Genomic DNA, 26,170 nt, shown 5'->3' with positions numbered 1-26,170 from the left:
TCGCTTATTGACTTCACCCCGGCAGCGGTCAACGCTCCAGACGTGGACCTTGATGACATCCTTGGCCCCCGGCCCGACGATCCGTTGACCGCGCTGCTGCGCGAGGATCTCGATCGGCTGTCGGTGGCGGAGCTGGAGGCGCGGGTTGCCGCGCTGGAAGGCGAAATCTCGCGCTGCCGCCGCAAGATCGAAGGCGCCGTTAACCATCGCGCAAGCGCCGACGCGTTATTCAAGCGATGAGTGCTGGCGCATCGGGCCGGCTTGTTGCTCCCGGTGCGGAATTCCCGGTGCTTGATGCGGGGCCCCTCCCTTCCGACATAGTGGAAAAGGGGCCGCGCATGTGTCGTGGCCTGTCAGGAGTATCGTAATGCCATCCTTTGCCAGCGCTCTCGAAACCACGCTGCACAAGGCGCTTGAGGCAGCCTCCACCCGCCGCCACGAATATGCGACGCTGGAGCATCTGTTGCTCGCGCTGATCGACGACGAACATGCCAGCCAGGTGATGGCCGCGTGCGGCGTCGATGTCGCCGAACTGAAAACCACCGTCGCCCATTATCTCGATACCGAGCTTGGCGCGCTTAAGGTCGATGCCGCGACCGATCCGTCGCCGACCAGCGGGTTCCAGCGCGTGGTCCAGCGCGCGATCCTGCACGTCCAGTCTTCGGGGCGCGACGAGGTGACCGGCGCCAACGTGCTGGTTGCGCTGTTCTCTGAACGCGAAAGCTATGCGGTCTATTTCCTCCAGCAGCAGGATATGAGCCGGCTCGATGCGGTGAGCTTCATCAGCCACGGCGTCGGCAAGGGCGCCGCTGCCGCTGAGGCCGCCACGCCCAAGGGCGTCGAGGAAGAGAAAAAGGAAAAGGCCGAAACCAAGCAGAAGGGCGAAAGCGCGCTCAAGCAGTTCACGGTCGATCTCAATGAGAAGGCCCGCAACGGCAAGGTCGATCCGCTGATCGGGCGCGGGCCGGAGGTGGATCGCACGGTGCAGATCCTCTGCCGCCGCTCGAAGAACAACCCGCTCTATGTCGGCGATCCCGGCGTCGGCAAGACGGCGATCGCCGAGGGGCTGGCGCGCAAGATCGTCGAGGGCGACGTGCCCGATGTACTGAAGCCCGCCGTGATCTATTCGCTCGACATGGGCGCGCTGCTTGCCGGCACGCGCTATCGCGGCGATTTCGAGGAGCGGCTGAAAGCTGTCGTCAACGAGCTGGAAAAGCTGCCCGACGCGGTGCTGTTCATCGATGAAATCCACACCGTGATCGGTGCCGGTGCGACCAGCGGCGGCGCGATGGATGCGTCGAACCTGCTCAAGCCCGCGCTGTCGGGCGGCACGATCCGTTGCATCGGCTCCACCACCTACAAGGAATTCCGCAACCATTTCGAAAAGGATCGCGCGCTGCTGCGCCGGTTCCAGAAGATCGACGTCAACGAGCCGTCGATCGAGGATACGATCAAGATCCTCGCCGGGTTGCGCTCCGCGTTCGAGAGCCACCACAGCGTGAAATACACCCCCGATGCGATCAAGTCGGCGGTGGAGCTGTCCGCGCGCTACATCAATGATCGCAAGCTGCCCGACAAGGCGATCGACGTGATCGACGAAGTCGGCGCGATGCAGATGCTGGTTGCCCCGTCGAAGCGGAAAAAGACGATCACGCCGAAAGAGATCGAGGCGGTGATCGCCACCATGGCGCGCATCCCGCCGAAGACGGTGAGCAGCGACGACAAGAAGGTGCTGGAAACGCTCGACACCGATCTGAAGCGCGTCGTGTTCGGCCAGAACAAGGCGATCGAAAATCTGTCGTCGGCGATCAAGCTCAGCCGCGCCGGCCTGCGCGATCCGGAAAAGCCGATCGGCTGCTATCTGTTCACCGGCCCCACCGGCGTCGGCAAGACGGAAGTGGCGAAGCAACTCGCCTCGATCATGGGCATCCCGCTCCAGCGGTTCGACATGTCCGAATATATGGAGCGCCATTCGGTCAGCCGGCTGATCGGCGCGCCTCCGGGCTATGTCGGCTATGATCAGGGCGGGCTGCTCACCGACGCGGTCGATCAGAATCCGCATAGCGTGCTGCTGCTCGACGAGATCGAGAAGGCGCATCCCGATCTGTTCAACATCTTGTTGCAGGTGATGGATAACGGCAAGCTGACCGATCACCACGGCAAGACGGTGGATTTCAGGAACGTCATCCTGATCATGACCACCAATGCCGGCGCATCGGACATGGCGCGCGAGACGCTTGGCTTCGGCAACCTCACCCGCGAGGGCGAGGATGAGCAGGCCGTGCAGAAGATGTTCACGCCGGAATTCCGCAATCGCCTCGATGCGATCGTGCCGTTCAGCTATCTCCCGCCGGAGGTGGTCGCGCGGGTGGTGGACAAGTTCATCCTCCAGCTCGAACTCCAGCTCGCCGACCGCGACGTGCATATCAAGCTCGACGATGCGGCGCGCCAGTGGCTGACCGACAAGGGCTATGACAAGCTCTATGGCGCGCGGCCGATGAGCCGGCTGATCCAGGAGAAGATCAAGCAGCCGCTGGCCGAGGAGCTGCTGTTCGGCAAGCTCGTCCATGGCGGCGAGGTTACGGTGAAATTGAAGGACGGCACGCTTTCGTTCGAGATCGTCGCCGCAGCGCCAAAGAAACCACGCAAAAAGGGCGGCCCGAAGGACGGCCGGGTCGAAAAGCTCAAGGCCTGACCTGACACACACCGGCGACCGATCGGGCCAACCGATCCGTCGCCGGTGTCATTTCGTACCATGTCGTTTCCATCCTATCGTCACGCCCGCCACGCGACGAAACTACGCCCCATCGAGAGAATATGGAGGGGGCGATGCGGGCGATATTCGCAACGGCAGCGACGGTGGCAGCGGGAGCTGCAGCGATCACTTTCCATCAGGGTGGCGACGCACAGTCCTCGACGTCCCCAACAGCACGCTACATCATGGACGTCAGCACCGATGGCGGCATGATGGGCAATCCGATGGCCGCGATGCTTGGTGGCGGTGGCGGCACTCGACACAGCCTGCGGCTGCGGCTCGGGTCCTCACTGGCACCGAACGGGGGCAACCCAGTCGCCGATCATTTCATGCCGGCGGTCGCGAACCTCGGGCCATCCGTTCGCCTCGTCTCGCCCGAGCGTGCTGCCGGGCAGGACATGCCGGCCGAGTTCAGGCGACCGAAGGGACGGCTGCTGATCTATTGGGGCTGTGGCGCGCAGGCCGGCCCGGGTCAGCCGGTGGTGATCGATTTCGCAAAGGTGGCCGCGGGGCAGTTTCCGCCGGGACTGTTCAGCGTCTCCGTTCCTGCCGAACGCGGCCCGGAACCGGGCAGCAGCCGCAGCTATGGTGACTGGCCGAATGCGAAGGACCGCAAGTCCGCCGCGCGCGTCGGATCGATCATTGGCGAACATCGTATCGCCGGCAATTACTCGCCCGAGATCAAATTCGCGCTGGCGCAGGACTTCATGCCCGCACTTTCGGCGCGCTCCACCCCCCTCCCCGGCGGCGCGACGACGATGAGTTGGGCGCCGATCGCGGGTGCTACCGGCTATTACGCCTGGGCGATGGGCGGCAAATCCATGGGGCAGGATGATGCGGACATGGTGTGGTGGACATCGGCCAGCGCCAAGGAATTTGGCGGCGGCCTTTCGGACTGGCTCGCGCCGGCTACCGTTACACGGCTGATCGGGCAGAAGATCGTGATGCCCCCGTCGCAAACCAGCTGCGCCATTCCCGCGCAGGTGAAGGAGGCAAGTGGCGGGATGCTGATGAGCATGCTCTATGCCTATGGCCCAGAGCAGAATTTCGCTTATCCGCCGCGCCCGGCCGATCCGCGGGCCGTGTGGCACCCGGAATGGACCGCACGGGTGCGCTATCGTTCGATGACGATGTTGATGCCGGGCATGCCGGCAATGAACGGCGCAATGGAAAGCGATGGCGACGATCAGGGGAGCAAGAAACGCTGCAAGCCCGGTCTCGGCGGGATGCTTGGGGGGATGCTCGGTGGAAAGAACTGCTGAGTTGCGTTACGGCGGAACAACAGAGTCTGCGATGAATGCCATCATCACCGATCCTTTAACTATCACGCATTAAAAGACGGCATGAAAGCGATTAAGGCTCTTAGCGAACGAACCATTGCGTTTCTCGATGGCCAACACCTGCCGCCGACCCCGAATAACTATGCGCTGGGCTATGCCTATCTCGATGGTGTGCAGGCGGAACTCGGGCGGACGATTCTCACGATCATCGACGGCGGCGTGCGAATCACGCAACCGGAAGCGGATTCGCTTTACGCCCGCTTCTTCGGCGACAGGGCAAGTGTTGTAACCGGTGCGGCGCTTCGCTCTCCTGTCTCTGCTCCGCCCCCGGTGGATCGCGGCGCGGACACGTTGCGGCATCAAACGCTGCGGCTGGCCGATCTCGCCGCCGCAGCGCACGCGGTGACCGGGGAGTTCAGCCGTGAACTCGCCTTTCGGCTCGACGATTTCCCCGCCTCCGACGCCGCGCTGTTGCAGGAGCTGATCGTCGCCACGCTCGCTCGTTCGCAGCGTTCGGAAAACGAACTCGCCGCGACCACGCTGCAGGTGGAGCAATTGCGCAACCAGCTTGAAATCGCACAGGGCGATGCGGAACGCGACCTGCTGACCGGCCTGCCGAATCGTCGCGGGATCGAAACCTATCTCGCCCGCGCCTGCGCCACCGGTGATCCGCATGTGATCGCGATGTGCGACATCGATCGCTTCAAATCCTATAACGATCGCTACGGCCATGCCGTCGGCGACCGGGTGCTGCGCACGGTCGCGGCAAGCCTCACGCAATCGCTCGACGGCCAGTTCGTCGGGCGCTGGGGGGGAGAGGAATTCCTGCTGGTGCTGCGCGGCGACCTCGTCGTGGCGCGGATGATCGTCGATGACGCACGCCGCTCGCTGAGCGAGCGCCATTTCCGCCTACGCGAAACCGACGAGCCGATGGGCTGCATCACCTTTTCCGCCGGAATCGCGATACTGCCGCCGGACACGCGCCAGATCGAAGCCGCGATGAAACGCGCCGACGCGCTGCTCTATGAAGCCAAGGAACAGGGGCGCGATCGCGTAATCGCGGGCTGAACCCGCATCGCGAAAAATCCTTTTCGGCTCGTTTACGATCTGTTCGGATGCTTGCGGCTAGAGCACCGGTCATGTCGGGTCGCACGACTTTAAGATTGTTTTACGGGGCGCTCATCTCCTTCCTGGCGCTGCTGACGGCTTGGCCGGCGGCGGCGCAACGGGGCATTCCCGGCACCCCGGTCGCCGTCTGCATCGCGCGAATTCGGGCGGGGGACACGGCTGCGGCGATGCTCCGCGCCGACGATCGCTATGATTGCACGCGGCAACAGACCGATTTCGGCCCCGGCGATTATTGGATTCGCTCCGCACCGCTTTCGACGCACGCGGCGACGATCCGAACGGCGAGCGTATGGCAGGATTCTGCCACGCTCTACATCGTCTATGCCGATGGCGTGGTGCTGCGCGATCATATGGACGGCCGCGCCGCCACGCGCTCGATACGAATGGGCGCGATGTTCGAACGCGCGCTGCCGGCGCGCGCCGCCCCGGTGACGCGCCTGCTGTGGCAGGTGCATGGCGCCGGCAACGCGCGCGGCGTCGTGGTCGGGCCTCGCCTTGCCACTTTACACGAAAGCGCGCGCTCCGATCTGCTGCTCGGATCGCTCTACAGCGCGTTCGGGGGGCTTTGCATCGCCTTGCTCGTGTACAATCTCGCGCTGTGGGGGGCGCTGAAACACAGATTCCAGCTCGCCTATTGCGGGATGGTGGCCGGTCTGATGCTCTATGCTTTCACCTCTTCCGGGGCGATGGCCTGGGTCTTTCCCGGAATGGAGAACAACGAACGGCTGCGGGTCAATTATCTGTTGCTCTCGATCTCCGCGACCAGTGCGCTCGCGTTCGCGCGCAGCTTCTTCGAGCGCGACGTATTCGATGGGTGGATCGGCCGCGCTGCAAACGGCGTGTCGGTCGTGTTGCTGATGACGCCGGTTGTCGTGATCGCGCTGGCGCCGTGGCGGATGGACCTGCTCGACTGGCTCTATGGGGCCAGTTTCACGCTCTTGATCGCGCTGGTCCCATTCATTCTGTGGCAGGCGTGGCGCAAGCGCAGCAATTACCTGTGGCTGTTCACCGTGTCATGGGCCGCGCCGGTGGTGGTGGCGGGGCTGCGGGTGGCGGAAAATTTTCACCTCGTCCCGTGGAGCTTCCTGCTCGACAATTCGACCATCCTGTCGATGACGGTGGAAGCCCTGCTCTCCAGCCTGGCGATCGCCTATCGCTTCCGCCTGATCGCCGTTGAGCGGGACGAGGCGCGTGAGAAGGAGATCGCCGCGCGGTTGCTGGCGGATGTCGATCCGCTCACCGGCCTGCTCAACCGGCGCGGATTCCTGCGCGCCGCGATCGGGCGGGAGCAACCACATCTGCTGGTGCTGGCCGACATCGATCATTTCAAGGCGGTCAATGCGGCGCTGGGCCACGATGGCGGTGACGAGGTGTTGCGGGTGATAGCGCGCGCGCTGCGCACCGCCGCGCCGCCGGATGCGCTGATCGCGCGCCTGGGCGGCGAGGAGTTCGCGTTGCTCGTGCCGGATCACGGGCAGGATCTCTCCGGCGACGTGCTGTCGCGCGTGCGCGGCGAGCGGATGCCATTCGATATCCGGGTGACCGTTTCGCTCGGCACCTGTACCGGGCCGATCGCCGGGGAGCAGGACTGGAAAAACCTCTATCGAAACGCCGATCAGGCCTTGTTCGCCGCAAAGTCGGCCGGTCGAGACCGGGTGCGACATGCGCTCGGTTCGATCGCGGCCTGAGCCTCTTTCGCGTTGCGCCCAAATTCGCTAAGAAACCGGGCATGGAACGTCGTCGTCGCGCCATATTGCTGATCGCCGCCGCGCTGCTGATCGCTGGCGTGGGCGAACGCCGTCCGCTGATCGCGCTCAACCTGCCGGGGACCGATTCGGTAATCAATGCGGAGCCCGGCAAACACGCCACGCTTGAATTGGGCTTGTTCGGCGTTTCGGTGCTGGTGAGGCTGTACAACGCACGCTGAGGGTCGCCATCGTCCTTGACCCCCGGCCAGCCCCTGCCGCATAGCCGGCGCATGGCGTCCGCACCCGACGAAAATGCAATCGCGACAATGACGTTCGAGGCCGCGCTGCGCGAGCTGGAAGCGATCGTTCACAAGCTGGAATCCGGCGAAACGCCGCTGGCCGAGGCTATCGACCTTTATGAGCGCGGCAATGCGCTGCGCGCGCGCTGCGCCGAGCGTCTTGATGCCGCGCAGGCGCGGATCGAGGCGATCCGGCTTGATGCGGAAGGCCGCGCCAGCACCACGCCGTTCACCGCAGGATGAACCCTTCGCCCGCGCTTCAGGCGGCACTGGCCGAAACCGCGCGCGAGATCGATGCCCGTTTCGATACGCTGTTGGCGATTCCGGACGATTCCCGTGCCGACCTGTATCGCGCGATGCGCCATGCCGCGATCGGCGGGGGCAAGCGGCTGCGTCCCCTGCTCGTTTTCGCGACCGCGCAAATATTCGGTTGCGATCGGGATTACACCGCGCGCGTGGCCACTGCGCTGGAATCGATCCACGTCTATTCGCTGATCCACGATGATCTGCCGGCGATGGACAATGATGACATGCGGCGGGGCAAGCCCACCGTCCACAAGGCGTTCAACGAGGCGACCGCGATCCTTGCCGGCGATTGCCTGCACGCGCTCGCATTCGAGGTGCTGGCGGACCCGGCGACCCACCCCGATCCGTTCGTCCGCGCCGAACTGACGCTCGATCTCGCCCGCGCCGCCGGGCCGGCCGGGATGGCCGGCGGCCAGATGATGGATCTGGAGGCGGAGCGCGCGCGCTTCGATCTCGCCACTGTAGGCCGATTGCAGGCGATGAAGACCGGGGCGCTGATTTCCGCGGCGGTGGAGGCAGGCGCGATCCTCGGTCACGTGGCGCCGGAAGGTCGCACCCGCCTGCGCGGTTATGCCCGCGACATCGGCCTCGCCTTCCAGATCGTCGACGACCTGATCGACGTTGAGGGCAATGAGGCGGTCGTCGGCAAGAAACTGCGCAAGGATGCCGGCGCCGGCAAGGAGACGTTCGTCTCGCTGCTCGGCGTGGAGCCCGCGCGCGAGCGTAGCCGGCTGCTCATCGATCAGGCGATCGAGCATCTGCGCCATTATGGGCGGGAAGCGGATTTGTTGCGCGATATCGCGCGTTACGTGCTGGAAAGGGATCGTTGAGGTTATGAGTACCCGTATCGGCGTTTACCCCGGCACTTTCGATCCAATCACGCTGGGCCATATGGACATCATCCGGCGCGGCGCGAAGCTGGTCGATCGGCTGGTGATCGGCGTCACGACCAATCCATCCAAATCCCCGATGTTCTCGCTGCCCGAACGGATGGCGATCGTCGAACGCGAAGTGGAGTCGATCGATGCCGATATCCGGGTCGTCAGCTTCGATTCGCTGCTGATGGACTTCGCCGAGCGCGAGGGCGCCAGCGTGATCGTGCGCGGGCTGCGCGCGGTCGCCGATTTCGAATATGAATATCAGATGGCGGGCATGAATCAGCAGCTCAACGCCACGATCGAGACGATCTTTCTGATGGCCGATGTCGCGCTCCAGCCGATCGCCTCGCGATTGGTGAAGGAAATCGCGATCTTCGGCGGCGAGATCGGCAAGTTCGTCACACCCAGCGTGCGCGAGGAAGTGATGGCGCGCGTCCAGGTGCTCGGCCGGCGCGGCGTGTGAAGGTTCAGATTGGCGCAAGCGGCGCTATGCTCTACGGCGCGCGGTAACTGAGCTGGAAAGTCCGATTGATGCGTTTCTTTGCTATGGTAGCGATCCTTGGTGCGCTCGCGTCGGCTCCGGCCATCGCCAAGGAGAAGAAGGATACGGTCGTGCAGACCGCGGCGCCGGTGGTGCGTGCCGCACCGCCGCCGATGACCGATACGACCAACCAGTGGTTGCTCGATCTTTCGGACGGCGGTCGCGTGACGATTTGGCTGCGCCCCGATGTCGCCCCGCTGATGGTCGAACGGATCAAGATGCTCACCCGCCAGCATTTTTATGACGGGCTGGTCTTTCACCGTGTGATCGACGGCTTCATGGCGCAGGGCGGCGATCCGAAGGGCGACGGGACAGGCGGCTCCACGCTGCCGGACCTGAAGGCGGAGTTCAATTACCTGCCTCACGTGCGTGGCGCGGTGGCGGCGGCGCGTGCCCAGTCGGACGACAGCGCCAATAGCCAGTTCTATATCGTCCTTCAGCCGAAGCTCGCGCTCGATCACAAATATACCGTCTTCGGGCGCGTGATCGAGGGGATGCAATATGTCGACGGGATCGAACGCGGCGAGCCACCGGCGAACCCGACGCGCATCGTCCATGCCTATATCGCCAGCGACAATCCTCCGGCCTATCAGCCCGCCCCGCCGCCGGCGGTGAACGCGGCGGCCGTGCTCGGCCCGGTCGCGCTGCCTGGCGCTGCGAAGGCCGCCCCCGCCAAGGCTCCGGCCAAACCGAAGAAACCGTAACGCGCCGTCGCGCGAGGGTAACCATGAACGTCGACTTGTTCGATTTTACGCTGCCGGCTGAGCGAATAGCACTCCGCCCGGCTTCACCACGCGAATCCGCACGGATGCTGGTGGTGCGCGGCGACGGCATGCACGACCGGACGGTCAGCGATCTGCCGAGCGAATTGCGCGCGGGCGACCTCCTGGTCTTCAACGATACGCGCGTGATCCCCGCCCAGCTTGAAGGCATGCGCGGCAATGCGCGGATCGGCGCGACACTCCACAAACGCGAGGGACCGCGCCGCTGGCGCGCCTTCGTCCGCAATGCCAAGCGGGTGCGCGACGGCGACATGATCGATTTCGGCGCCGACGTCAGCGCGATGGCGAGCGATCGGGGCGCGGACGGCAGTATTGCGCTCGACTTCGCCGGGGACGAGCCGGTCGAGCTACTGCTCGAACGCGCGGGGCGGATGCCGCTCCCGCCCTATATCGCTGCCAAGCGCCCCACCGACGCGCGCGATGCCGATGACTACCAAACGATGTTCGCGCGCGAAGCGGGCGCCGTCGCGGCCCCCACCGCCGCGTTGCACTTCACGCCCGGGCTGATCGCCGCGCTGGACGGCGCAGGGGTGAACCACACTACGCTCACACTGCATGTCGGCGCCGGCACCTTCCTGCCGGTGAAGGCCGACGATACCGACGATCATGTGATGCACGCCGAATGGGGCCGGATCGATCAGGCCACCGCCGATCTCCTCAACGCCACGCGAGCTAACGGCGGCCGGGTGATCTCTGTCGGCACTACCTCGTTGCGGCTGATCGAAAGCGCCGCCGGCCTTGACGGCATCATCCGCCCGTTCGAGGGCGACACCGCGATCTTCATCACTCCTGGCTATCGCTTTCGCGGGATCGACGGTCTTGTCACCAACTTCCACCTGCCGCGATCGACGCTGTTCATGCTGGTCAGCGCACTGATGGGGCTCGATCGAATGCAAGCGGCCTATGCCCATGCAATCGAGCGCGACTACCGTTTCTATTCCTATGGGGACGCATCGCTGCTGCTACCCTGATCGATCGTCAGGAAAACTCCTCGGTATCGATCTCCGTTTGAGTCACGGCGGGATAGCGCGGGCCGGCGATCGCTTCCGGCGTCATCAGCCGGTCGACCTGGTCGAGAATGCTGGCCGGCAGGCTCGTCGGGGCCGCGAAATTCTCCTCGAGATGATTGAGCGACGTCGTTCCGGGGATCGCGGTGAGATGCGGCCCGCGCGACAGCACCCAGCCGAGCGACAATTGCGCCGGCGTGTAACCTGCCCCCTTCGCAAGCGCTCGGAAACGCGCGAGCAATTCGAGGTTCCGCTGAAGATTTTCACCCTGAAAACGCGGCATGGAACGACGGATGTCGCCCTGCTCGAGATCGTCTGGCGAATGCACCGCGTCGGCGAGGAAACCACGCGCTACGGGTGAAAAGGCGACCAGCGACGTCCCCAATTCACGCGTCGCCTCCAGCACGCCTAGTTCGACATTGCGCGACCATGGCGAATATTCGTTTTGCACAGCCGCGATCGGATGCACCGCGTGCGCCCGGCGCAGTGTCGCGGCCGAGATTTCGCTGAGGCCGATCGCGCGGATTTTCCCCGCCTCCACCATTCGTGAAAGCGCGCCGACCGATTCCTCGATCGGCACCTGCTTGTCCCAACGGTGGAGGTAATAGAGATCGATCACATCGGTGTTGAGCCGAGCAAGCGACTGATCGATCGTCGCGAGCAGGGTCTCTGGCCGCCCGTCAATCACGCGCTTGCCGTCGACCCCGGTCATCCCGCATTTCGAAGCAAGGACATATTCCTGCCGGCGATGCGCGATCGCCTCGCCCAGCAACGTCTCGTTCGCGCCGAACCCATAAAGCGCAGCGGTGTCGAGAAAATCGTAGCCCAGATCGAGCGCGCGGTTGAGCAGTCGCACCGCCTGTTCGCGCGGCGGCGGCGAACCATAAGCATGGCTCAACGACATGCAGCCGAGCGCGAGGGGATTGACGTCGAACGGGCCTACCCGGCGTTTTGCGTTCACATTTCCTCCGGCCAATACAGACGCATCGGATTATCGACGAGCAGCTTGCGCCGCAACTCCGGCGTCGGCGCGATACGCGGGATCACGTCGACCAGCGCGCCGTCATCGGGGATAGCATCCTGCATATTGGGATGCGGCCAGTCGGTGCCCCACAGCACGCGATCCGAATAGTCCGCCACCAGCGGCCGCACCGCGCGAACGAAATCGTCATAAGGTGCGCCCTTCGGATCGAGCCGGTCCGGGCAGGTCACCTTGGTCCAGATATCCTCGCGACTGTCGAGCAACGCACGAAATGCGCGCATGTCGGTCCCGTCCGCTCCCTGCGACACATCCGGCCGGCCCATGTGGTCGATCACCAGCGGCACCGGGATCGCGGCGAGGAACGGGCGCAATTCCTCCAATATGTCCGCCTCGAAATAGACTACGACATGCCACCCCAGCCGCTCGATGCGGTGCGACACTTCGATGAATTTGTCCTTCGGCGCATCATCGACCAGTCGCTTGAGGAAGTTGAACCGGATACCGCGAATGCCGCCGGCGTGCAGCCGATCGAGTTCGGCATCGTCGATCGCGGGATCGACCACCGCGACACCGCGCGCACGTCCGTTGGATACCGCAATCGCGTGGAGCGTGGCAGCATTGTCTGTGCCGTGGCAGCTCGCCTGAACGATCACGTTGCGGCCGAAGCCGAGACGGTCGCGCAGCGCGAACAACGTCTCCGCGCCCGCATCCTGCGGCAGATATTTGGCCTTCGCGCTGAAAGGGAATTGCGCCATCGGCCCGAACACATGGCAATGCGCATCAACCGCACCGGCCGGGGGGGTGAAATCGGGTTTCGACGGATTTTGCGTCCAGCTCAGGATGCGGCCCGCTTGATCATTGCTCATCCGAAAACCACTCCATCCATCAGCTTGCGCGCCGTGCGCAGCATCCCCGCCTCCACCGGTTGCCCGGCCTCATCCACCGTCACCACGCATTCGGTGACGCCACTCGGATGCTCGACGCCGAGCGTCTTGCTGCGCCCATCGGGCACTTTGGCGACGGCATGCGCGGGCGATCCTTCGATCAAGCACGCAGTCGCGACACTGACCGCGCCGAGCACACCGATCGAGGCGTGAACGCGATGCGGGATCAACGAGCGCACCGCGACCGCTCCGCCCTCGCGCGGGGCGGCGACCAGCATCATCTTGGGCACCGATTTCGTGGCGACATCGCCGAGATTCATCAACGGCCCAGCGGCCAGGCGGATCGCCTCGACCTTTGCTTTCATCGCCCCATCTGCATCAAGCATGTCGCGATCTTCATAGCCGGTCACCCCGACGCTTTCGGCGCGCAGCACGACGCAGGGCATGCCATTGTCGATCAGCGTGCACGCGACACCGTTGATCTCATCCACCCCGTTGCCGGTCGGCAGTAGCGCGCCACAGGTGGAGCCAGCCGTATCGCGGAAGGCAAGCGGGATCGGCGATGCGGTACCGGGCACGCCGCTGATCGCCGCCCCACCCGCATAAGCGATCTCACCGCCGGGCGTCCGCACCGTCGCCACAGCTACCTGCCCGGTATTTTCCATGAAGATTGCGACGCGTGTCTCAGCTTCCTGCGGTTTGACCAGCCCACGCTCGATCGCGAACGGTCCGACCCCGGCGAGAATGTTGCCGCAATTCTGCGCGTCAGCGACGATCGCCTGATCGACAAAAACCTGAAGAAACAAATAGTCGACATCGACATCTGGCCGCGCCGATTTGCGCACCACCGCGACCTTGGAGGTCAGCGGATCAGCGCCGCCCATCCCGTCGATCTGGCGCGGATCAGGCGACCCCATCACGCGGAGCAGAAAGGCATCGCGGTCGGCGATATCGGCAGGAAGCTCGTCGGCGAGGAAATAGCCGCCCTTGGAGGTGCCGCCGCGCATCCAAATGCAGCGCACGCCAGCCGCCTCAGACATATTTCAGCCCCATCTGCTCCAGCTTGCCGCGCATGTCGTAGATGTCGAGGCCCAGCTCACCTGCCGCGAGCCGCTTGCGCTTGGCCTCTTCATTCGCCTCGCGCGCCCGAGCCTTTTCGAGCACGGACGCCGCATTTGCGCGCGGCACCACGCACACGCCGTCATCGTCGGCGATCACCACATCGCCGGGATTCACCAGCGCGCCGGCGCATACCACCGGCACGTTGACCGAGCCCAACGTCGCCTTGACCGTTCCTTGCGCGAAGACCGCCTTCGACCACACTGGAAAGCCCATCTCGGTCAGGTCGCGAACGTCGCGCACCCCGGCGTCAATGATCAGGGCGCGGCAGTGGCGGGCCATTGCGGAGGTGGCGAGGAGGTCTCCGAAATAGCCGTCTTCGCAGGGGCTGGTGGGAGCGAGCACCAGGACATCGCCTTCGCGCAACTGTTCGATCGCGACATGTAACATCCAGTTATCGCCCGGCGGCGCGGAAATCGTGACCGCGGTGCCCGCGATCCGGGCGCGCGGATAGATCGGGCGCATGTAGCTGGCCATCAGCCCGGTGCGCCCCTGCGCCTCATGCACGGTGGCGACGCCACAGGCGGCGAGGCCATCCACGATGGCGAGTGGGGGGCGCTCCACGCCGGTCACGACCACGCCTGCCATTATCAATCTCCATCAATCGCGAGGCGCCAAGCGTGGGTGAGCTTCCGAGAAAGCACAATTCCGAATTACGGACCGGCGATAAGTTTATGCTATATATCATCGACGCGATGACCCAGCCGTTCGACCTCAACCTGCGCCATTTGCGCGCGCTGCCGCTGATCGCGGAACGCGGCAGCATGAGCGCGGCGGCAGAGGCGATCGGGCTGTCGCAACCGGCGCTCGCGCAGGGGCTGGCGAAGCTGGAGGAACGCTTCGGCGCGCTGCTGTTCGAGCGCTTCCCGGACGGGATGCGCGCGACCCCGGCGGGCGCGCGCGTGATCCCCCGCGTCCACGCCGCGCATGACCGGCTGGCCCGCGCGATGCGCCCGCTGGGGCGCGGCGGACGGCGCGCGTTCGAGCGCCCGGAAAATCTGTTGACCGCGACGCAGGTGCGCGCGCTGCTCAACCTTGCCGAAGCGGGCAGCTTCGTCGGCGCGGCGCGCGCGACCGGCCTGTCGCAACCCGCGCTGCACCGCGCCGTGCGCGAACTGGAAGGGCTGTGCGACACCCCGCTGGCCGAGCGGCAGGGACGCGGCGTCGCGCTGACCACGCACGGCAGACGACTGGCGCGGCAGTTCCGGCTCGTCGCCGCCGATCTGCAGGCCGCGCTGGAGGAGGCACAGGCCGGCGCGACCGGATCGCACCTCGCGATCGGGGCGATGCCGCTGTGCCGCGCGGTGCTGCTGCCCACAGCGGTCGCCACCTTCGCCCGCGCCCAGCCGGCCAGCCACATCGACATCGTCGAAGGCTCTTACGCCGAACTTTCAGAGCTGTTGCGCGACGGGCGGATCGACCTGATGATCGGTGCGCTGCGCGACCCCTGCCCGCCCGATTTCACGCAACGCGCGCTGTTCGTCGACCGGCTGATGATCGCGGCGCGCGCCGGGCATCCGCTCGCTGGCGAACATGATGTACCGGCATCCGATCTTTGCCGCTTTCCGTGGATCGTCGGGCGCGCGGGATCGCCGCTGCGCCATCATTGGGAACGGTTATTCGAGGGCACCGGCCTGCCCTACCCGCCGGCCCCGGTGGAATGCGGATCGGTGATGGCGATCCGGGGCATATTGCTCGATTCCGATTTCCTGACATTGGTTTCCCCGGATCAGATCGCGCTGGAGCTGCGCGCCGGGCTGCTCGCCAGGGTGCCGGCGGCGTTGCCATCGACCGAGCGCATTATCGGCGTGACCACGCGCGCGGACTGGCAGCCCACGGCAAATCAACGCCATTTCCTCGACATTCTCGATGCCGGCCAAAGCGGAAGCAGTATTCCGCAAATCGAATAGCCATCCAGAAGTTCCGATTGGCCCCGCCGTGATGGGAATGGCTACGATCATGTCTATGGTTACGGTTACTTTCATCGGGCTTGGCGAGGCGGCCATCGCGTTCGCGCCACCCGTTCGCGGCGCAGAAAGTGGCGTTCGCGGCTATGACCGGAAACTCGACGATCCCGAAACCCGCGCGGCCAAGCTCGCCGATTTCGCCGCCGCCGGCGTTTCCCCCGCCGACAGCAATGCCGCCGCGATCGACGGCGCCGCGCTGATCCTGTCGCTGGTCACCGCCGATCAGGCGCCAAGCGCGGCCGAGGAGACCAGCGCGACGATCGCCCCCGGCGCGCTTTATTGCGACATGAACAGCATCGCCCCCGACACCAAGCGCGCCGCCGCCGCGCGGATCGAGGCGGCGGGCGGGCGCTATGTCGATGTCGCGGTGATGGCGCCGGTAAACCCCGCGCGCCACGCCACGCCGTTGCTGGTGAGCGGCCCGCACGCCGGGGACGCCGCCGCCGCGCTGCGCGAGCTTGGCTTCGCGAAGGTCTCCATCGCCGACGGGCCGGTCGGCGCGGCCTCCGCGATCAAGATGATCCGATCGGTGATGGTGAAGGGGATCGAGGCGCTGAGCGCGGAATGCTTCCTTGCCGCCCATGCCGCCGGGGTTGCCGACGCGGTGATCGCCTCGCTCGACGCGAGCTGGCCGGGGGCGGACTGGCGCGCCCGCGCGGATTACAATCTCGATCGCATGCTGATCCACGGATTGCGCCGCGCAGCCGAGATGGAGGAGGCGGTGAAGACGCTCGACGCGCTCGGCACCGGGGCGGCGATGACGCGCGGCACGGTGGCGCGCCAGCGCGCGATCGGCGAATTGCGCCTGCCCGTGCCGGACGGCCTTGGCGCCAAGGCCGGCCTGATCCTTGAGCGGACAGCATCCCCCGCCGCCGCCGCGACGGGCGGAGCAATTGAACGTCGACCGGCCCTCGAACCGAAAGCGAATACCGCATGATCATCGATTGTCACGGCCATTACACCACCGCACCGGCCGCGCATAACGAGTGGCGGGACGCGCAAAAGGCCGCGTTCAAGGCCGGCGGGGCGGCGCCGCGCTATCCGCACATCTCCGACGACGAGATCCGCGAGACGATCGAGCAGAACCAGCTTCGCCTGATCCGCGAACGGGCGGCGGACATGACGATCTTTTCCCCGCGCGCCTCCGCCATGGCGCATCATATCGGCGATGCGGCGGTCAGCGAAGCGTGGTCGCGGGTCAACAATGATCTCATCAAGCGCGTGGTCGATCTGTTCCCCGAGGTGTTCGCGGGGGTGTGCATGTTGCCGCAATCGCCGGATACGGGCCTTGAAAGCTCGATCCGCGAGCTGGAACGCTGCGTCAACGAACTCGGCTTCATCGGGTGCAATCTCAACCCCGATCCCGGCGGCGGCCATTTCACCGCCCCGGCGCTGACCGATCGTTACTGGTATCCGTTTTACGAAAAGATGGTCGAGCTGGATGTGCCGGCGATGATCCACGTCTCGGGATCGTGCAATCCGGGGCTTCACGCGACCGGCGGCTTCTATATCGCGGCCGACACGATCGCGTTCATGCAGCTGATCGAGGGCGATCTGTTCAAGCGATTTCCCCACTTTGCGCTTCATCATCCCGCACGGCGGCGGCGCGGTGCCCTATCATTGGGGGCGCTATCGCGGGCTGGCGGATATGCTGAAGAAGCCCGCGCTCGACGGGCATGTGATGAACAACGTGTTCTTCGATACCTGCGTCTATCACCAGCCGGGCGGTGAATCTGCTCGCCGACGGTGATCGACACCAAGAACATCCTGTTCGGCAGCGAGATGGTCGGCGCGGTGCGCGGGATCGACCCGCAGACCGGGCATCATTTCGACGACACCAAGCGCTATGTCGACGCGCTGCCGATCAGCGACGACGGAGCGCCACGCGATCTTCGAGGGCAATGCGCGGCGCGTCTTCCCGCGGCTCGACGCCGAGCTGAAGGAGCGAGGGCTGTGACCGAGCCCGACGCGATCATCCACGCCTATCTCGCCGAGTTCGACGATATCCCCGGCACGCGCGTCTATCACCGCGCAAGCGCGCGCGGGCGGGCTATCACCTGAACCAGTTCGCGATGAGCCTGATGAAGGCGGAAAACCGCGACCGCTGGCAAGGCGGACGAGCGCGCCTATCTCGACGAATGGCCGTTGACCGAGGAGCAGAAGGCGGCCGTGCTGGCGCGCGATTACAACCGCTGCTCGATCTGGGCGGCAACATCTATTTCCTCGCCAAGGTGTTCTCGACCGACGGGCTGAGCTTCGCTTCGAGGCGGTGTCGACGATGACCGGCATGAATTTCGCGGAGGACTATACCAGGCGATGATGATCGCCGGCGGCCGCTCGCCCGAGGGCGTGCGCAGCGATCAAGGGGAAGAATTGATGGCGCGGATCACCGCCGGGGTCGGCTGCAGCCATGTGCCCCTGCTCGGCGTCGCGAGCGATTTCGGCAAGGATAGGGACGATTACTTCGGAACCCGATCTTCGCGGGCTATCGAGTGGACGCGGAATTGGGAGCAGGCCGAAAAGCCCGATGTCGTGATCCTCGTCTATAACGATCACGCTTCCGCCTTCGATATGAAGGTCATCCCGACCTTCGCGATCGGCTGCGGCGAACGCTACAAGCCCGCCGACGAAGGCTGGGGGCCGCGCGCGGTGCCCGATGTCGAGGGCCATGCCGATCTCGCCTGGCATATCGCGCAGAGCCTGATCCTCGACGAATTCGACATGACGATCATCAACGAGATGGACGTCGACCACGGCCTCACCGTTCCGCTGTCGATGATGTTCGGCAAGCCCGATGCGTGGCCGGTGAAGGTGATCCCGCTGGCGGTCAACGTCGTCACCTATCCGCCGCCGCTCGGGCAATCGCTGCTGGGCGCTGGGCGAGGCGATCGCGCGCGCGGTGGAAAGCTTCCCGGAGGATCTCAACGTGCAGGTCTGGGGCACCGGGGGGCATGAGCCACCAGCTTCAGGGGCCGCGCGCCGGGCTGATCAACCGGAGTGGGACAATGGCTTCCTCGATCGCCTGATCGGCGACACGCGACTGCGCTGCGCCATGTCCCGCATATCGAATACCTGCGCGAGACCGGCTCCGAGGGGATCGAGATGGTGATGTGGCTGATCATGCGCGGCGCGCTGGGCAAGCGCACGCGCGCGCTGCACCGCCATTATCACGTCCCCTGCTCGCAACACCGCGATCGGCCATATCGTGCTGCGCCCCGACAATGGCGAAGGCCTCGACATGACCGGCAGCGGCACGGCCTGATTTCCCCTTCCCGACAAGAGAGACCAACATGACCCTCCGCATCGCGCTCGCCGGCGCCGGCGCCTTTGGCGAGAAAGCATCTCGACGGACTGAAGAATATCGACGGGCGTGAGCGGTGACCAGCCTCGTCGGCCGGCGGCTCGAGCCGACGCAGCGCGATGGCCGCCAAATACGGCATCGGCCACGCCACGACCGACCTGGCCGACAGCGCTGGCGCGCGACGACGTCGATGCGGTGATCCTGTGCACCCCGACGCAGATGCACGCCGCGCAGGCGCTGCAATGCCTCGACGCGGGCAAGCATGTGCAGGTCGAGATTCCCTTGTCGCGACAGCCTGGCCGATGCGCGAGGCGGTGCTGGCCAAGCAGCAGGAGACCGGGCTCGTCTGCGATGGTCGGCCACACGCGGCGCTTCAACCCGAGCGCACCAATATCTGCACAACCGCAAATTCGCCAGTGGCGAGAGCGCAGGTGCAGCAGATGGACGTGCAGACCTATTTCTTCCGCCGCCAGAATATGAACGCCAAGGGCGAGCCGCGCAGCTGGACCGATCATCTGTTGTGGCACCACGCCGCGCATACCGTGGACCTGTTCGCCTATCAGGCCGGACCGATCGTCGCCGCCAATGCGATCGAAGGGCCGATCCACCCCGAACTCGGCATCGCGATGGACATGTCGATCCAGCTCAAGGCGGCGACCGGCGCGATCTGCACCTTGTCGCTGAGCTTCAACAACGACGGGCCGCTCGGCACCTTCTTCCGCTATATCTGCGACAATGGCACATGGATCGCGCGCTACGACGATCTCGTGACGGGCCGGGAGGAGCCGATCGACCTCACCGGCGTGACAATATCGAACAACGGCATCGAATTGCAGGACCGCGAATTCGTCGCCGCGATCCGCGAAGGGCGCGAACCCAACGCCTCGGTGGCGCAGGTGATGCCGTGCTACCGCGTGCTGGGCGCGCTGGAGCAACAACTCGCGGGCAAATGATCGCGCCGCTGCAGTGAAAATGAAACGGCCGCCGGCGGATATGCCGGCGGCCGTTTCACTGTGCGACGGAAAGGAAAGGCGCGAAAAGAGCCCGGTGCGTCCGCCGGACCTTCATCACCGCGATCGGATCGGCCGGCGCCACCGGCTTGCCGGCGAAATATTTTCAAATACGAACCCGCGCCGATCACACGGCATATGAATTACCGCAAATATTTCCCCGCCATATGAAATATGGGCCGACGAATTATCGCCGCGTCAGCTTGGTTCAATCATCGCGCGCGCGAATGCAGCGGTCCGACGACAAAATTTCGCATGCGACATCATCGCGGCCTACATATTCGCAAAACGATCAGCTCGGCGCGCCGCGAAAAACGAAATTCTGTAAAAAATCCTACCGTCCACGCGCTGAAATCGCGCGGAAAATAAAATCACGCCGACAAAATTCGGTGTTCCGGACAATATCTGCTATATAGCGTAGCGCTGACGTTGCCCTAGACGGATTTCGGGCTGCGCACGTCGCCCTTGTCCCCACGAGCTTCACGAGGCCGGGATGTGCCAATTCGGCATATGCCCGCACCATGGGCCAAGGAAACTACCATGATCACCGGAACCGTAAAAATTCTTCAACGCCGACAAGGGCTATGGCTTCATCGCCCCGGAAGACGGCGGCAGCGATGCCTTCGTGCACATCTCCGCCGTCGAGCGCGCCGGGATGCGGACGCTCGATAAGGACCAGCGCGTTTCATACGAGCTGGAAACCGACAAGCGCGGCAAGACCTCGGCCGTGAACCTTCAGTCGGCGCTGAACGGGTTCGGGGTGCCTTGCGCACCCCGGCTCCTGCCGCAGCGCGCGCACCGCGCGCCCGGCCAGCATCTCCGCCTGTTCCCGCAGGGCCCCGCCCTGGCGCAGGCCGGTCAATCGTCGGCGAGTTGTCGCAGCAGCGCCGGATCGATCTCCCGATCGAAAGACGACGCCGACGCGGCCCGCGGTCTGCCAGGCGACGCGGCCGGGAACCCAGCCGAGCCCGGCCAGCTCGACCTCGATCGCCGCGTCCGGCGCGGCCGGGCGCGGCAGCTCCGCCATCAGCCCGCCGGCGGAGACGTTGCGGATACGCGACCTTGGTCGCGCGTGGCCGCGCCGGCGATGCGCAGGCGGGCGGCGAGCGTGGACGCTTTCACGCCCGCGCTCGGCCGCCGTCGCGCGGGAACCGCGTCGGCAAAGACGTTCTTGCCGAAATGCTTCATCGTCACGTTTATACGTCGCCAAATCTTGCGGAATTACAAACACGCTCCCTATCGCGCGTTCAATCTTCGCGCGAGACCTTTTCCTGGCGCTCATGCTGTTCCTGCGCCTCGACCGTCATCGTCGCGATCGGCCGGGCCTCCAGCCGCCCGAGGCTGATCGGTTCGCCGGTCACTTCGCAATAGCCATATTCACCCTCGTCGATGCGGCGCAGCGCCGCCTCGATCTTGGAAATCAGCTTGCGCTGCCGGTCACGCGTACGCAGCTCGATCGACCAGTCGGTCTCGCTCGACGCACGATCGTTGAGATCGGCCTCACGCAGCGAATCGACCTGCAGCTGCGAAAGCGTGCCCTGCGACTCGCGCAGAATCGCTTCCTTCCAATTGAGCAACTTAGCGCGAAAATAGGCTTGCTGCCGTTCGCACATAAAGGGCTCGTCAGGGTGCGGTCGATAGCCATCGGAGTCGTTGGAGGCGTTCGGACTGCTGCCGCCGTCCTCCATTCGTTCATACGCGGTCGCCATCAAGCTTCTCCCCGTCCGCGCTGGTGTTTTGCTCCACCGCGCGTTGTCCGTGGCGCGCCTATAATCGGGTGCCGGACAGCAAACAAGCGACCATGAATCGTCACGCGCTCATCTCTGCCATTCTGAGGCTTTCCCGCCGCTGAACCGAGATCCGGCCGCCGTTGCGCGGCCGAAACTGTCTCGCATTGAAACGTTTACCAACCTTCCGGTGCGTTTGCCGCCTAGTGTTGCGCAAATACGCGTTTAATCATGGTTACCGCGCTTGAACTTAAACCTTTGCTTTGCACTTTCTGCGCTAGCGGGGGCGCACATTGTGCGTAAGGGCTGCGGAGACCGTTCTTCGCCGGGAAGATAAGAGAGAAGAACCATGTCGGTGCGGATGGCTTTGGTGAAACTTGCCGCGTGCACAGCGGGCGGCGCATTGATCGGCGGCGGCGCAGTGCATGTCGCGGAGAATGCCAAACCGCGCACCGAGTTCAGCAAGAAGAAGGTCGCGCACAAGCCCGTGCGCCGCCCGGTCGAGCGGGTTCTGCCGGTGGCGCGCGTGCGCCCGGCGCCGGCCTGCCCGCCCTCGGTGGTAACGGTGGCGACGCAGGCGCCCCCGATCGCGCTGCCGGCCGCGCCAATGATCGAGACCAGCGCCCCCGCCGCGCCCCCGGTGGTGTTCGGCGGCAGCGGCGGCTGGGGCGGGTTCGGCGGCGGCTTCTTCGCCGGCGGGTTCTTCGGCGGCAGCGGCGGCGGATCGACCGGAATCGTGATCTCCTCCACCTCCAGCACCAGCGGCGGCTCGACCTCCAGCTCGACCTCGTCGGGCGGATCGGGGGGCTCGTCGACCTCCTCCTCGACCGGCGGCTCCTCCACCTCGACCTCGTCGGGCGGGTCGTCCAGCTCAACCTCGACCGGCGGGGTGAGCAGCACCTCCTCGACATCCACCTCCAGCGGCAACGTCAGCAGCACATCCTCGTCGAGCGGGAATGTGTCGACCTCGACCTCGTCGAGCGGCAACGTGTCGACCTCGACCTCGTCGAGCGGCAACGTGTCGACCTCGACCTCTTCAAGCGGCAACGTGTCGACCTCGACGTCATCCAGCGGCAACGTTTCCACCTCGACCTCGTCGTCGACCTCCTCCTCGTCTTCATCCTCCACCTCGTCGTCGACCTCGTCGAGTAGCAGCTCGAGCGGCGGCTGGTCGTCGAACGGCGGGTGGAGCTCGACCGGCAGCAGCGGATCGAGCAGCGGCAACCCCACGCCGGTGCCCGCGCCGCCGATGGTCCTGCTGTTCGGCGCGGCGGCGGCCGGCGCTGGTCGCGCGGCGGCGACTCGACGCAGGAAAACCACGCTCGCCGCCTGAACCGCGCCCGCGCAGACCCGCGCGGGTTGCCTCCCCTCGCCGGCCCCCGCCATAGCGCGGGGATGCACGATATCCGCCTGATCCGAGAGAATCCGTCCGATTTCGACGCCGCGATGGCGAAGCGCGGCAAGGGGGCGGAAAGCGCCGTCATCCTCGACCTCGACCGCCGCCGGCGCGAGGCGCATCACCGAGTTGCAGGCCGGGCAGGCGCGCCGCAACGAAGCGTCGAAGGCGATCGGCGCGGCCAAGGCGGCGAAGGACGAGGCGACCGCCAGCGCGCTGATGGCCGAGGTGGCGGCGCTCAAGCAGCGGCATGCCCGAGCTGGAGGCGGAGGAAGCGCGGCTGGGCGGCGAGCTGGACGACCTGCTCGCCGCGCTGCCCAACATTCCGCTGCGCCGACGTGCCGGCGGGCGCGGACGAGGACGATAAAGCAGCTGGTCCACGAACGCGGCGACGCGGCGCGACTTCGGGTTCGAGGTGCAGCGAGCATGACGCGATCGGCCCCGCGCTGGGGCTGGATTTCGAGACCGGCGCGCTGATCGCCGGCGCGCGCTTCACGCTTGGTGCGCGGGCAGATGGCGCGGCTCGGCGCGCGCGCTCGGCCAGTTCGGGCTCGACACGCTGACCCGCGCGCACGGCTATGAGGAGGTCGCCCCGCCGCTGCTGGTGCGCAGCGAGGCGATGTTCGGCACCGGGCAGCTGCCCAAATTCGCCGAGGACCTGTTCGAGACGACCGACGGCCGCTGGCTGATCCCGACCGCCGAGGTGAGCCTGACCAATATCGTGCGCGAGCAGCATCCTCAGCCGCCGACGAGCTGCCGCTGCGCTTCACCGCGCTCACCCCCTGCTTCCGCTCCGAGGCGGGCGCGGCGGGGCGCGATACGCGCGGCTTCATCCGCCAGCACCAGTTCGAAAAGGCGGAGATGGTCTCGATCGTCACCGCCCGATCAGTCCGAGGCCGAGCATGAGCGGATGACGGCGGCGGCGGAGGACGTGCTGACGCGGCTCGGGCTGCCGTTCCGCCGGATGAAATTGTGCACCGGCGACATGGGGTTCACCGCCGCGCGGACCTATGACCTGGAGGTGTGGCTGCCGGGGCAGACAGCGCTATCGCGAGATTTCGTCCTGCTCGACCTGCACCGATTTCCAGGCGCGGCGGATGAACGCGCGCTACCGGCCGGAGGGCGAGACGGCGACCAACTTTTTAGCGGCCGGCACGCAGCCGAGATTCATGGGAAAAGGGCCACTCCGTTCGTCCACACCCTCAACGGCTCCGGGCTGGTGGTCGGGCGGATGATCGTCGCGATCCTCGAGAATTATCAGCAGGAGGACGGGTCGGTGTGGGTGCCGGAGGTGCTCCAGCCGTATCTCGGCGGGGTGAACCGGCTGGAGCCGCGCTGATTTGCCCCTGGCCTCCCCTTTCACCGTCATTCCCGCGCAGGCGGGAATCCATTCTGGCTGGCGGCGCGGCTCTTTCGTCGACCTGCGCGAATGGATTCCCGCCTGCGCGGGAATGACGAAATCTTTGAGGTGACGCCCAAATCATGCGCATCCTGCTGACCAACGACGACGGCATCCACGCGCCGGGGCTTGACGGTGCTGGAAGAGATCGCGCGCGCCGATTTCCGACGACATCTGGATCGCCGCCCCGGCGGAGGAGCAATCGGGCGCCGGGCCGCTCGCTCACCCTGTCGCGCCCGCTGCGGCGTGCGGCAGTTCGACGCGCGGCGCTTCGCGGTCGCCGGGACGCCGACCGACGCGGTGCTGATGGCGCTGGCCGAGCTGATGCCGGCGAAGCCCGACCTGATCCTCTCCGGGGTCAATCGCGGCGCCAATCTGGCCGAGGACGTGATGTATTCGGGCACCGTCGCGGCGGCGATGGAGGGCGCGCTGGCCGGCATCCGCGCGATCGCGCTCAGCCAGCGCTATGCGGCGAAACGGGCATGGGCGACGAAGTGTCGTTCGCCACGCGGCACGAGGCATTGGGGCGAACGGGCGCTGCGCCCGCTGCTCGATGCGGCCGTGGGCGCCCGGGCAGCGGTGGTCAACGTCAACTTCCCCCCGGTCGCGCGCCGATGCAGGTGAAGGGCGATCAGCGTCGTGGCGCGGCAGGGCGATGCGCGATTACGGCCGCGCGCGGCTCGAGCGGCGCGACCGATCCGCGCGGCTTTCCCTTATTACTGGCTGTCGCTGGGGCGGATCGAGCATGCGCCGGAGCCGGGCACCGATCTGGCGGCGGTGGCGGACGGCTATGTCACGGTCACCCCGCTGCATCTGGACCTGACGCAGGACGCGTCGCTACAAGCGCTGCGCGAACGCGTATCTGTGAGCGGAGGATGGAGATGCGGCGGCTGAGCGCGGTGGCGACCTGCCTTGCTGCTCGGGGCTGCTGCATTCCGCCAGCAACCCGCACGTCGACCGGCCGCTATCCGTCCGCGCTCACCAGCCGCGTACGCGCCGATTATCCGCCGCCCCGGCCGCAGCAGCCACCACCGCAGCGCCCGCAACCGCAATCGCAGCCGCAACCCCGCGCTCCCGACCAGCAGCTCCCCGCGCCGCGCCCGGCGTGGGAGACACGCGGCGCCGAGGCCGATGCGCGCGACGTGCCCGCGCAAAGCTATGTCGTGCGCCCCGGCGAAACGCTGAGCGAAGCCGCCGACCGCACCGGCGCCGGGCATCACCGTGATCGCCGGCGCCAACGGGCTCGACCCCGCCCTATGACGATCCGCGCCGGGCAGCGGCTGACGATCCCGCCGGGCCGCTATCACCTCGTGCGGCAGGGGCAGACCGGGCATCGCGATCGCGCGGGCTTATGGCGTGCGCATGGTCGCGGATCGTCGTCGGCGAACGATCTGGTCTGAGCCCTATGTGCTGCGCGCCGGGCCAGCGCGTGCTGATCCCGGGCGGCGAGCGCGCGCGGGCCGAGCGCGGCCGAGCGCGCCGCGGCGTTCCGGCTCGATATCGACGACATCATCACCGGCGGCGAACCGGCGATCGCGCAGAACCAGCGCCCCGCCGCGCCGGCCGCCAGCCCGCGCATCGCGTGCTGCCGGCAAGCGCCGCGGTGGCCGCGCCGATCGCATCGCGCCGGGGCGCTTCCTGTGGCCGGTCGACGGGGCCGGTGGTGAAGCGTTTCGGCGCCGGCGCAGAGCGGCGAGCGCAACGACGGGGTCGAGATCGGC

General features: G+C 66.0%; 23 protein-coding genes and 6 pseudogenes. 21 read left to right on the top strand and 8 right to left on the bottom strand.

Going from position 1 to position 26,170, the window contains the following annotated elements:
* The first annotated feature begins 42 nt into the window (after nucleotides 1-42).
* From P0Y64_09750 to queA, 11 genes are all read left to right on the top strand, one after another.
* Complete coding sequence (locus P0Y64_09750) at nucleotides 43-240, top strand: DUF1192 domain-containing protein (GenBank protein ID WEK41704.1); 198 nt, start codon at nucleotides 43-45, stop codon at nucleotides 238-240.
* Nucleotides 241-367: 127 nt separating this feature from the next.
* A complete protein-coding gene (gene clpA / locus P0Y64_09745) occupies nucleotides 368-2,695 on the top strand; it encodes an ATP-dependent Clp protease ATP-binding subunit ClpA (protein ID WEK41703.1) in 2,328 nt (775 codons plus the stop codon).
* 134 nt (nucleotides 2,696-2,829) lie between these two features.
* Nucleotides 2,830-4,017: a hypothetical protein gene (locus P0Y64_09740; GenBank protein WEK41702.1), complete on the top strand. Its 1,188-nt coding sequence runs from the start codon at nucleotides 2,830-2,832 to the stop codon at nucleotides 4,015-4,017.
* Between the two features lie 81 nt (nucleotides 4,018-4,098).
* On the top strand, nucleotides 4,099-5,103 hold the full coding sequence (locus tag P0Y64_09735; GenBank protein ID WEK41701.1) for a GGDEF domain-containing protein: 1,005 nt from the start codon (nucleotides 4,099-4,101) through the stop codon (nucleotides 5,101-5,103).
* 71 nt (nucleotides 5,104-5,174) lie between these two features.
* Nucleotides 5,175-6,851, top strand: a complete 1,677-nt coding sequence (locus tag P0Y64_09730) for a GGDEF domain-containing protein (GenBank protein WEK41700.1) — start codon at nucleotides 5,175-5,177, stop codon at nucleotides 6,849-6,851.
* A gap of 41 nt (nucleotides 6,852-6,892) precedes the next feature.
* Nucleotides 6,893-7,090, top strand: a complete 198-nt coding sequence (locus P0Y64_09725) for a hypothetical protein (GenBank protein WEK41699.1) — start codon at nucleotides 6,893-6,895, stop codon at nucleotides 7,088-7,090.
* Nucleotides 7,091-7,177: 87 nt separating this feature from the next.
* Nucleotides 7,178-7,393 (top strand): exodeoxyribonuclease VII small subunit, encoded by a 216-nt coding sequence (locus tag P0Y64_09720; protein ID WEK41698.1) that lies wholly within the window; start codon nucleotides 7,178-7,180, stop codon nucleotides 7,391-7,393.
* Nucleotides 7,390-8,286 (top strand): polyprenyl synthetase family protein, encoded by an 897-nt coding sequence (locus P0Y64_09715; protein WEK41697.1) that lies wholly within the window; start codon nucleotides 7,390-7,392, stop codon nucleotides 8,284-8,286. Before P0Y64_09720 ends, P0Y64_09715 begins: the two co-directional genes overlap by 4 nt.
* A gap of 4 nt (nucleotides 8,287-8,290) precedes the next feature.
* A complete protein-coding gene (coaD, locus tag P0Y64_09710; GenBank protein WEK41696.1) occupies nucleotides 8,291-8,797 on the top strand; it encodes a pantetheine-phosphate adenylyltransferase in 507 nt (168 codons plus the stop codon).
* 68 nt (nucleotides 8,798-8,865) lie between these two features.
* On the top strand, nucleotides 8,866-9,579 hold the full coding sequence (locus tag P0Y64_09705; protein ID WEK41695.1) for a peptidylprolyl isomerase: 714 nt from the start codon (nucleotides 8,866-8,868) through the stop codon (nucleotides 9,577-9,579).
* 23 nt (nucleotides 9,580-9,602) lie between these two features.
* On the top strand, nucleotides 9,603-10,628 hold the full coding sequence (gene queA, locus P0Y64_09700; GenBank protein ID WEK41694.1) for a tRNA preQ1(34) S-adenosylmethionine ribosyltransferase-isomerase QueA: 1,026 nt from the start codon (nucleotides 9,603-9,605) through the stop codon (nucleotides 10,626-10,628).
* Between the two features lie 7 nt (nucleotides 10,629-10,635).
* Here queA and P0Y64_09695 read toward each other — a convergent pair whose 3' ends face one another.
* From P0Y64_09695 to ligK, 4 genes are read right to left on the bottom strand one after another with little or no spacing between them, the layout of a single operon-like run.
* Nucleotides 10,636-11,568: an aldo/keto reductase gene (locus P0Y64_09695; protein WEK45026.1), complete on the bottom strand. Its 933-nt coding sequence runs from the start codon at nucleotides 11,566-11,568 to the stop codon at nucleotides 10,636-10,638.
* A 53-nt stretch (nucleotides 11,569-11,621) separates the two neighbouring features.
* Complete coding sequence (locus P0Y64_09690) at nucleotides 11,622-12,512, bottom strand: amidohydrolase family protein (GenBank protein WEK41693.1); 891 nt, start codon at nucleotides 12,510-12,512, stop codon at nucleotides 11,622-11,624.
* Entirely contained in the window at nucleotides 12,509-13,570 is a 1,062-nt protein-coding gene (locus P0Y64_09685) for a 4-oxalomesaconate tautomerase (protein WEK41692.1), read from the bottom strand. Before P0Y64_09685 ends, P0Y64_09690 begins: the two co-directional genes overlap by 4 nt.
* Nucleotides 13,563-14,237 (bottom strand): 4-carboxy-4-hydroxy-2-oxoadipate aldolase/oxaloacetate decarboxylase, encoded by a 675-nt coding sequence (gene ligK, locus P0Y64_09680; GenBank protein ID WEK41691.1) that lies wholly within the window; start codon nucleotides 14,235-14,237, stop codon nucleotides 13,563-13,565. The genes P0Y64_09685 and ligK overlap by 8 nt, the downstream gene beginning before the upstream one ends.
* 86 nt (nucleotides 14,238-14,323) lie before the next feature.
* Between ligK and P0Y64_09675 the strand changes: the two genes are divergently transcribed.
* From P0Y64_09675 to P0Y64_09645, 7 genes and pseudogenes are all read left to right on the top strand, one after another.
* Nucleotides 14,324-15,559 carry a LysR family transcriptional regulator gene (locus tag P0Y64_09675; protein WEK41690.1) on the top strand — a complete coding sequence of 412 codons (1,236 nt, stop codon included), beginning with the start codon at nucleotides 14,324-14,326 and terminating at the stop codon, nucleotides 15,557-15,559.
* 49 nt (nucleotides 15,560-15,608) lie between these two features.
* Nucleotides 15,609-16,553, top strand: a complete 945-nt coding sequence (locus P0Y64_09670; GenBank protein WEK41689.1) for a DUF1932 domain-containing protein — start codon at nucleotides 15,609-15,611, stop codon at nucleotides 16,551-16,553.
* Nucleotides 16,550-17,573: pseudogene (locus P0Y64_09665) on the top strand (amidohydrolase family protein). The gene P0Y64_09670 and the pseudogene P0Y64_09665 overlap by 4 nt, the downstream one beginning before the upstream one ends.
* Nucleotides 17,574-17,688: 115 nt before the next feature.
* Nucleotides 17,689-17,898: a hypothetical protein gene (locus P0Y64_09660; protein WEK41688.1), complete on the top strand. Its 210-nt coding sequence runs from the start codon at nucleotides 17,689-17,691 to the stop codon at nucleotides 17,896-17,898.
* A gap of 94 nt (nucleotides 17,899-17,992) precedes the next feature.
* Nucleotides 17,993-18,878 (top strand): annotated as a pseudogene (locus P0Y64_09655) (class III extradiol dioxygenase subunit beta).
* Between the two features lie 28 nt (nucleotides 18,879-18,906).
* Nucleotides 18,907-19,870: pseudogene (locus P0Y64_09650) on the top strand (Gfo/Idh/MocA family oxidoreductase).
* Nucleotides 19,871-20,467: 597 nt separating this feature from the next.
* Nucleotides 20,468-20,672 (top strand): annotated as a pseudogene (locus P0Y64_09645) (cold-shock protein).
* Here P0Y64_09645 and P0Y64_09640 read toward each other — a convergent pair.
* The 4 genes from P0Y64_09640 to P0Y64_09625 form a co-directional block, all read right to left on the bottom strand.
* A complete protein-coding gene (locus P0Y64_09640) occupies nucleotides 20,613-20,954 on the bottom strand; it encodes a hypothetical protein (protein ID WEK45025.1) in 342 nt (113 codons plus the stop codon). The pseudogene P0Y64_09645 and the gene P0Y64_09640 overlap by 60 nt on opposite strands.
* On the bottom strand, nucleotides 20,954-21,115 hold the full coding sequence (locus P0Y64_09635) for a hypothetical protein (GenBank protein WEK45118.1): 162 nt from the start codon (nucleotides 21,113-21,115) through the stop codon (nucleotides 20,954-20,956). Before P0Y64_09635 ends, P0Y64_09640 begins: the two co-directional genes overlap by 1 nt.
* Before the next feature lie 59 nt (nucleotides 21,116-21,174).
* A complete protein-coding gene (gene dksA, locus P0Y64_09630; protein ID WEK45024.1) occupies nucleotides 21,175-21,615 on the bottom strand; it encodes an RNA polymerase-binding protein DksA in 441 nt (146 codons plus the stop codon).
* A 264-nt stretch (nucleotides 21,616-21,879) separates the two neighbouring features.
* On the bottom strand, nucleotides 21,880-23,055 hold the full coding sequence (locus P0Y64_09625) for a hypothetical protein (GenBank protein ID WEK41687.1): 1,176 nt from the start codon (nucleotides 23,053-23,055) through the stop codon (nucleotides 21,880-21,882).
* On the opposite strand from P0Y64_09625, the pseudogene serS reads away from it, so the two are divergent.
* The 3 genes and pseudogenes from serS to P0Y64_09610 all read left to right on the top strand — a co-directional run bounded on the left by serS (nucleotide 23,050) and on the right by P0Y64_09610 (nucleotide 25,849).
* A pseudogene (gene serS / locus P0Y64_09620) lies at nucleotides 23,050-24,389 on the top strand (serine--tRNA ligase). The gene P0Y64_09625 and the pseudogene serS overlap by 6 nt on opposite strands.
* Before the next feature lie 143 nt (nucleotides 24,390-24,532).
* Nucleotides 24,533-25,343, top strand: a pseudogene (gene surE, locus P0Y64_09615) (5'/3'-nucleotidase SurE).
* Entirely contained in the window at nucleotides 25,331-25,849 is a 519-nt protein-coding gene (locus P0Y64_09610) for a hypothetical protein (GenBank protein WEK41686.1), read from the top strand. Before surE ends, P0Y64_09610 begins: the two are co-directional and overlap by 13 nt.
* Nucleotides 25,850-26,170: the final 321 nt, after the last annotated feature.

It is taken from the genome of Candidatus Sphingomonas colombiensis (assembly GCA_029202845.1).
In the GTDB taxonomy this organism is placed as follows: Bacteria; Pseudomonadota; Alphaproteobacteria; order Sphingomonadales; family Sphingomonadaceae; genus Sphingomonas; species Sphingomonas colombiensis.
The sequence above is the reverse complement of the archived record's forward strand: the minus strand, read 5'-3'. Positions and strand labels throughout refer to the sequence as shown.